This is a genomic window from Chamaesiphon sp. OTE_20_metabat_361 (assembly GCF_031364565.1).
Genome location: NZ_JANLWO010000827.1, coordinates 1 through 5,687, shown reverse-complemented (window position 1 = coordinate 5,687; position 5,687 = coordinate 1). Strand labels below are relative to the sequence as shown.

At 47.2% G+C, this 5,687-nt stretch carries 7 protein-coding genes; 4 read left to right on the top strand and 3 right to left on the bottom strand.

Features of this window, described 5'->3' with window-relative positions; translation table 11 throughout:
* Together RMO35_RS23205 and RMO35_RS23200 are read right to left on the bottom strand one after the other, a co-directional pair.
* Positions 1-886, bottom strand: an 886-nt coding sequence (locus tag RMO35_RS23205) for a cytochrome P450 (protein WP_309744784.1), incomplete at its 3' end; no start/stop codon positions are given.
* A gap of 253 nt (positions 887-1,139) precedes the next feature.
* Positions 1,140-2,498 (bottom strand): cytochrome P450, encoded by a 1,359-nt coding sequence (locus tag RMO35_RS23200; protein WP_309744782.1) that lies wholly within the window; start codon positions 2,496-2,498, stop codon positions 1,140-1,142.
* A 55-nt stretch (positions 2,499-2,553) separates the two neighbouring features.
* Here RMO35_RS23200 and RMO35_RS23195 point away from each other — a divergent pair, with 55 nt between their 5' ends.
* The 4 genes from RMO35_RS23195 to RMO35_RS23180 all read left to right on the top strand — a co-directional run bounded on the left by RMO35_RS23195 (position 2,554) and on the right by RMO35_RS23180 (position 5,297).
* Positions 2,554-3,453 (top strand): TetR family transcriptional regulator, encoded by a 900-nt coding sequence (locus RMO35_RS23195; RefSeq protein WP_309744780.1) that lies wholly within the window; start codon positions 2,554-2,556, stop codon positions 3,451-3,453.
* Between the two features lie 93 nt (positions 3,454-3,546).
* Positions 3,547-3,774 carry a hypothetical protein gene (locus RMO35_RS23190; RefSeq protein WP_396135082.1) on the top strand — a complete coding sequence of 76 codons (228 nt, stop codon included), beginning with the start codon at positions 3,547-3,549 and terminating at the stop codon, positions 3,772-3,774.
* 38 nt (positions 3,775-3,812) lie between these two features.
* Entirely contained in the window at positions 3,813-4,007 is a 195-nt protein-coding gene (locus tag RMO35_RS23185; RefSeq protein ID WP_309744776.1) for a hypothetical protein, read from the top strand.
* Positions 4,008-4,103: 96 nt separating this feature from the next.
* Positions 4,104-5,297, top strand: coding sequence for a PQQ-dependent sugar dehydrogenase (locus RMO35_RS23180; protein ID WP_396135717.1), 1,194 nt, complete (start codon positions 4,104-4,106; stop codon positions 5,295-5,297).
* A 168-nt stretch (positions 5,298-5,465) separates the two neighbouring features.
* On the opposite strand, the gene RMO35_RS23175 is transcribed toward RMO35_RS23180, so the two are convergent.
* A partial coding sequence (locus tag RMO35_RS23175) for a tetratricopeptide repeat protein (RefSeq protein ID WP_309744775.1) occupies positions 5,466-5,687 on the bottom strand: 222 nt, incomplete at its 5' end.

Sequence of the window (5,687 nt, the reverse complement as noted above, 5' to 3'; positions counted from 1 at the left end):
ATTCGATGAGTTCTCGTATGAGATCTCCTATTTCCAAGTCATCCAGTGTACCGTACAGCTTGGTCTTTAGAACAGCGTAGTCATCTGGTAGTCCCTGTATGATGTGGGCCTTCAGCGCCAAGTTGTCCTTCTGGTACTTATCCGATATGCTCGCTAATCTCAGGTTCCAATATATCAGATCGTTGACAAATTTCTCTGGGTCATCTGAGAGTCCGCTCATAGTAACGCTCTTGAATTCCTTCTCAACTTTTGCCAGTGCTTCAACAATTTCTTTGGGCTTGTACCGGTTCATGAGACCATGAATAGTCAGGGGAGTATCCCACTTGAAAAGGCCGTATAGACCTCCGGTTAGAGTCGTAAACCACTCGCTTACTTGCTGGATCTCTACCGTTTTTTCGCTGCCTAAAAAAGTCTTCACCACCACAGCCAGCGTCAGCTTGCGGAGTTCGGCATCGAGATCGATCGATCCACGTTCGCCCCAATCAGCTACCGCCGCCGTCACTACCGACTGCACCGTGTCAAAGTAAGAAGCAATTGCCTGTTGATGAAATACTGGCAAAATCATCTTCCGACTGGTGCGATGCTGTTCGCCATCTTGGAGTAGCACGGCATCGGTACTAACGATCGGGGCGAGATACTGATTGCCCAATCGCGATGATAACCTGTCGGCTTGCTCCTTTAACACCAGACGGTTGGCTTCTGGGCCGACTAGGCACGCAGCTTTGCCGAATCCTAATGCGGCTGTTTTAAACACGTTGCCGTGCTGCTGGTGTTGCTGCCAATAAAATAGCTCTTGCTTGCTGATGATGTTGATGATTTCACCAAATATCGGCAATCCAAAGCTACCCGGCATCATTTCAGCAGACTTGAGTCGTCGATCGGTCATAGCCACAAGTTTTTTCTAGGTGGACATCCAGGCTGGGTAGAGCTTTTATGCTAACCAAGATCGCACCCCGAATGCCAATCGAGATGTCATACCAAGTCCGGTTTGTAAAAACCACGAACCTTGCCCTCACCCCCAACCCCTCTCCCAAGTTTGGGAGAGGGGAGCCAGAGCCGCAGGATCTGGCGGGGTGAGGGCGAAGGGATTTCACTAGCAGAAGAAGTCTTTGTAACTTGAATTGAGCTGTCAGCTACTGTCATGACTCGATCGATCCAAACGTTGCTGTTAACTTTTTCTGCATACTCAACGCTTTGCGGACTGGCGAAATTTCAGCAATAGTAGGTGTCACCGTCCAATCGTACTTTTGCAGCAAAGTCGAGAGAATTATCTTCATCTCCATATTGGCAAATTCCATCCCAATGCAGCTATGGGCACCGCCACCAAAACCAATTAGAGAGTACGGGTATTTCTTATCTTCCTCGCGCAGGGGCGCAAACCTGTCAGGATCGAATGACTCTGGATCTTTGTAAATTTCTGGCATTTGATGAGTCATGCTGGCAAAAATTATGACGTACCAACCAGCCGGAATAGTGTAGCCAGCATATTCGATATCTTCGACAACAGCGCGGGCAAGCGCAGGAGCTGGTGGATAAAGCCGTTCGCCTTCTTTGAGGACATTACTTAGTTGAGGAAGTTGGCGGAGCTGTTGCAGTTTTAAAGGCTCATTACTCGCAACTTGTTGCTGTTCGGTGCGTAATTTCTGCCGCCATTCGGGACGATTTCCCAGTTCAAACATCAACCAACTCATCAGGCTAGAGGTAGTTTCATGAGCGGCAAATAGAAATCCGATCGCTTGATTGATGATTTGGGTTTCGGTAAACTTATTACCATCTTCATCGACGATACTCATCAAAAAGCCGATAACATCTTTCGATTTCTCTAAATCGCCAAGCTCGATTCGATCTTGAATAATCTGCCGAACATATTCAGCAATTTTGCGCCGCGCCGATTGTCCTCGTCCGTAAAAAGTGAGCGGATTATCCCACTTCACCATCCCCTCAGTACTATTTACCAGCGTGACATACCACTGCGATACTCGATCGATTTCTTCGGTTTTGTTGCTACCCAAAAAAGTCCTGACAGCGATCGCCAGCGTCAGTTTTCGCATCTCGGTTTCGAGGCTAATCGTGCCCAGCTTGCCCCAGCTTGCCACGGTTTCGGTGACAACCTCCTGAATCGTGTCAAAGTAAGATGCGATCGCTTGACGGTGAAATATGGGCAAAATCAGCTTGCGACTGGCGCGATGTTCTGCGCCATCTTGCAACAACACCAGATCTTTACTGACGATCGGTTCTAGAGATCGATTCCCCAATCGCGATGATAACTTATCGGCTGCATCTTTCAACACCAATTGATTAGCTTCTGGCCCAATTAGGCAAGCACATTTACCAAACCCGATCGCTTCTGGTAGTGATATTTTGAAGATGTTGCCGTACTGTTGGTACTGCTGCCAATAAAATAGTTCTTGTTTGGCGAGGATGCCAATCGTATGCCCGATCAACGGCAATCCAAAACTTCCAGGCATCATGTCAGCGGGTTTGAGTTTTTCAGCCATAACAACAATTTATTCCAAATTGTGACACAATTAGTTTATGAGTAAGTCCTCATCTTTGTCAAGCGACAAACCTCTCCGCCGTCAACCTCAGCAACAACGAGGGAAACAGCGCGTAGAGAAGATTCTCATCGCCGCTGCGGAAGTTTTCGCTGAGGCGGGATTTGCAGCGGCAACGATCCAACAAATAGCCGATCGAGCCAATACTGCGGTCGGTTCGATTTACCAATTTTTTCCAGATAAATTAGCAATTTTCAACGATATATTTGCCGAGCATATGCGGCTGGAGGAGTGCATCGAGGCAGATTTTTTCGCTCAGAAGATCGATCGACCGCTAGATCGAGGTATTAGCGAATATATTGATGCCTACGCGGTCTATTATGAGGAGCCAATTCCCCGCTGTATCGTCGTACAGTATTACTTACAGCCGATCGGGGGCATGGAGAGTATGATGGCCGATATTCCTAATCTTCAGTCGATCTCATACAAAAGACATGCCAATTTTTATCGCCAACGCAACCCCAAATTGAGCGAAGCCAAAAGTGAGTTACTTTCGGAAGTTGCTCACAAAATCGTGCAGGGCTTGGTGCCAAACGCGATCAAAAGCGATGAAAAATATCGACAGGAGATCTATGCCGAAATCAAAGATGTCCTCTACGGCTATCTCAATCCCCACATCGGCGACCATTTGCTTCAAGTGTGTAATCAATTGATGATATGCCCTGACTGTCAGAGCGATCGAGTGGCGAAAAACGGTCGTCAGCAGGGCAAGCAACGCTACGTATGCAAAGGATGTGGGCGGCAATTCCTCGATCGATACACCCAAAGAGGATATCCTCTAGAAATTAGACACAGATGTCTCGCTCTCCACGCCCAGGGAATCAGCTTTCGCGAAATCGAACGTCAGACGGGGGTAGATTGCAATACGGTAATTAATTGGGTGAAGAGTCTGAGTTAAGTATTTAGTATTTCAGAACTAAGATCGACTCAGTTGATGTTTCAAACCACTATAATTTTCGGTAAGGATGAAAACTTTATTTTGGTTGTCTTTGTGGCGCAAGTTATCGAAATTCCGATTCTCTTGCAGAGACGCTACGCGAACGGATTGGCTCAGTTTCAACTTCCCGCAGCAGTTCACGATCGCTTACAATTTTTACTCGATCGACAAGATGCAGGTACCCAACTTTCCGAGCATGAGCGGCTAGAAGCTGAGGGATTAGTAGAGTTGGCTGAGTTTCTATCATTGCTAAAACTGCGATCGCACCAAGTAACGAACTGATTAGTGCCATATTCACATCACAATTGGAGGATTCGATCGTGATTCAAAATCAAATCCAGTATAGAAATACCAAGCTCAAACTCAAAGAATTCGAGCAGTCGTTGTTAGATTTAGATAGCAACCCAGATAAACTGTCACCCCGTCTGTTAGCAGCTCAAAAGGCTGGCTTACAAGTCTGGATCGATCGCTTGGATTCCCAAATTACCGTTGCGGTCGCCGATCCATCTAATTAGAAAAGAATGTAAAAATATAGATAGGTCGATAGTGTCCGTTGGCAAAGCCTGCGCCTAGCGCAATCGCCGAAATATCCTAGCAATCTGTAACTTGTTGTGAATATTCTCACCAAATTTTCTTGGCGATCGCTAGCATTGAGAACGATCGCGATCGCAGTGCTATCTAGTCTGGCTTGCTCTAGTAACGCCCAGAAATCTCCAGTCAGTCAGAATGCCCAAGCAAATTATCGGCTAGTTCCAGTTGTCAGCGGGTTAGAAAATCCCTGGAGTTTGGCTTGGCTGCCAGATCGTACCATGCTCGTTACCGAGCGGCCTGGGCGGCTGCGAATCGTGCGTAATGGTATCCTCGATCCTACCGCGATCGGTGGCGTTCCAGCGGTATTTGCCAGCGGTCAGGGGGGATTGATGGATGTCTCGATCCATCCGCAATTTGCTAAAAATCGGCTGGTTTATCTCACCTATGCTCATGGTAACGACACAGCCAATCGCACGCGACTGGCAAGGGCCGTGTTTGATGGCAAAAACCTCAAAAATCTGCAAGCTATCTTTGAAGTCACTCCCGTCAAACCCGGTTCGCAACATTTTGGTTCGCGGATCGTGTGGCTACCCGATAATACCCTGCTACTCGCGATCGGCGATGGTGGCAATCCCCCACTGCAAATCGAGGGTAAATTACCCCGCTTCCAAGCCCAAAATCGGCGCAGCCAGCTCGGTAAAGTCCTCCGCCTCAAAGATGATGGCTCGATTCCCCGCGATAATCCTTTCGTCAAAGCAGCCAATACAGATCCGGCAATCTGGAGCTACGGACATCGGAATATCCAAGGCATGACCTTCGATCCAATTTCCAAGCGAGTTTGGGCGACAGAACATGGCTCAAACGGTGGTGACGAACTTAATCTGGTGCAAAAAGGCAAAAACTATGGCTGGCCGCTGGCTACCTATAGTACAGAGTATGGGTCTAGTGAAAAGATTTCACCAAATAAATCGTTACCTGGATTGGAAGATCCCAAAGTAGTTTGGACACCCGCGATCGCACCTTCGGGTTTGACCGCTTACAATGGAAAACGATTTCCACAATGGCAAAAAAATCTGTTTGCAGGCGGATTGGTCGATCGCTCGGTACGCAGAATCGAGCTAGATGCTAATGGCAAAGTCCTCAACCAAGAGGCGATTTCAATTGGTGCCAGAGTCAGAGATGTCCGTCAAGGCCCGGATGAGTTACTGTATATTTTGACCGATGAATCTGATGGTAAGCTCATTCGGTTAGAGCCAGTACAACGGGAAAAGTAACTCAAAGATGCAGGACGATCGAGTATTAATTCACCCCGTAATCGATCGAGCAGACAAAACCTGAAATTTTATTGACGATCGCTCACAATCTTCATCTATTGCCCAATTTTATCGATCGAATTAGTTACATTCGATCGAACTTGCCCGCAGCATCTCACCTTTTTATCATCAATTTCCACCGCGCTGCTGCCATTTTTTCAGCAGATCGATCGCCTGTTGATAATCTTGAATCTGACCCTGTTGCTGATATATTTTGGCAGCTCGGTTCATGTCATCGATCGCACCCACTCGATCGTTCAATTTGTTCTGTTTCAGAAGGCTGCGATTGTAGTAAGCATTAGCAAAATTGGGATTAATTTGAATCGCGCGGTTAAAATCGGCTAATGCTCC

Bases quoted from the DNA above. Each gene is read 5' to 3' on its own strand.
- RMO35_RS23200 (WP_309744782.1), bottom strand. From the start codon at position 2,498: ATGGCTGAAAAACTCAAACCCGCTGACATGATGCCTGGAAGTTTTGGA.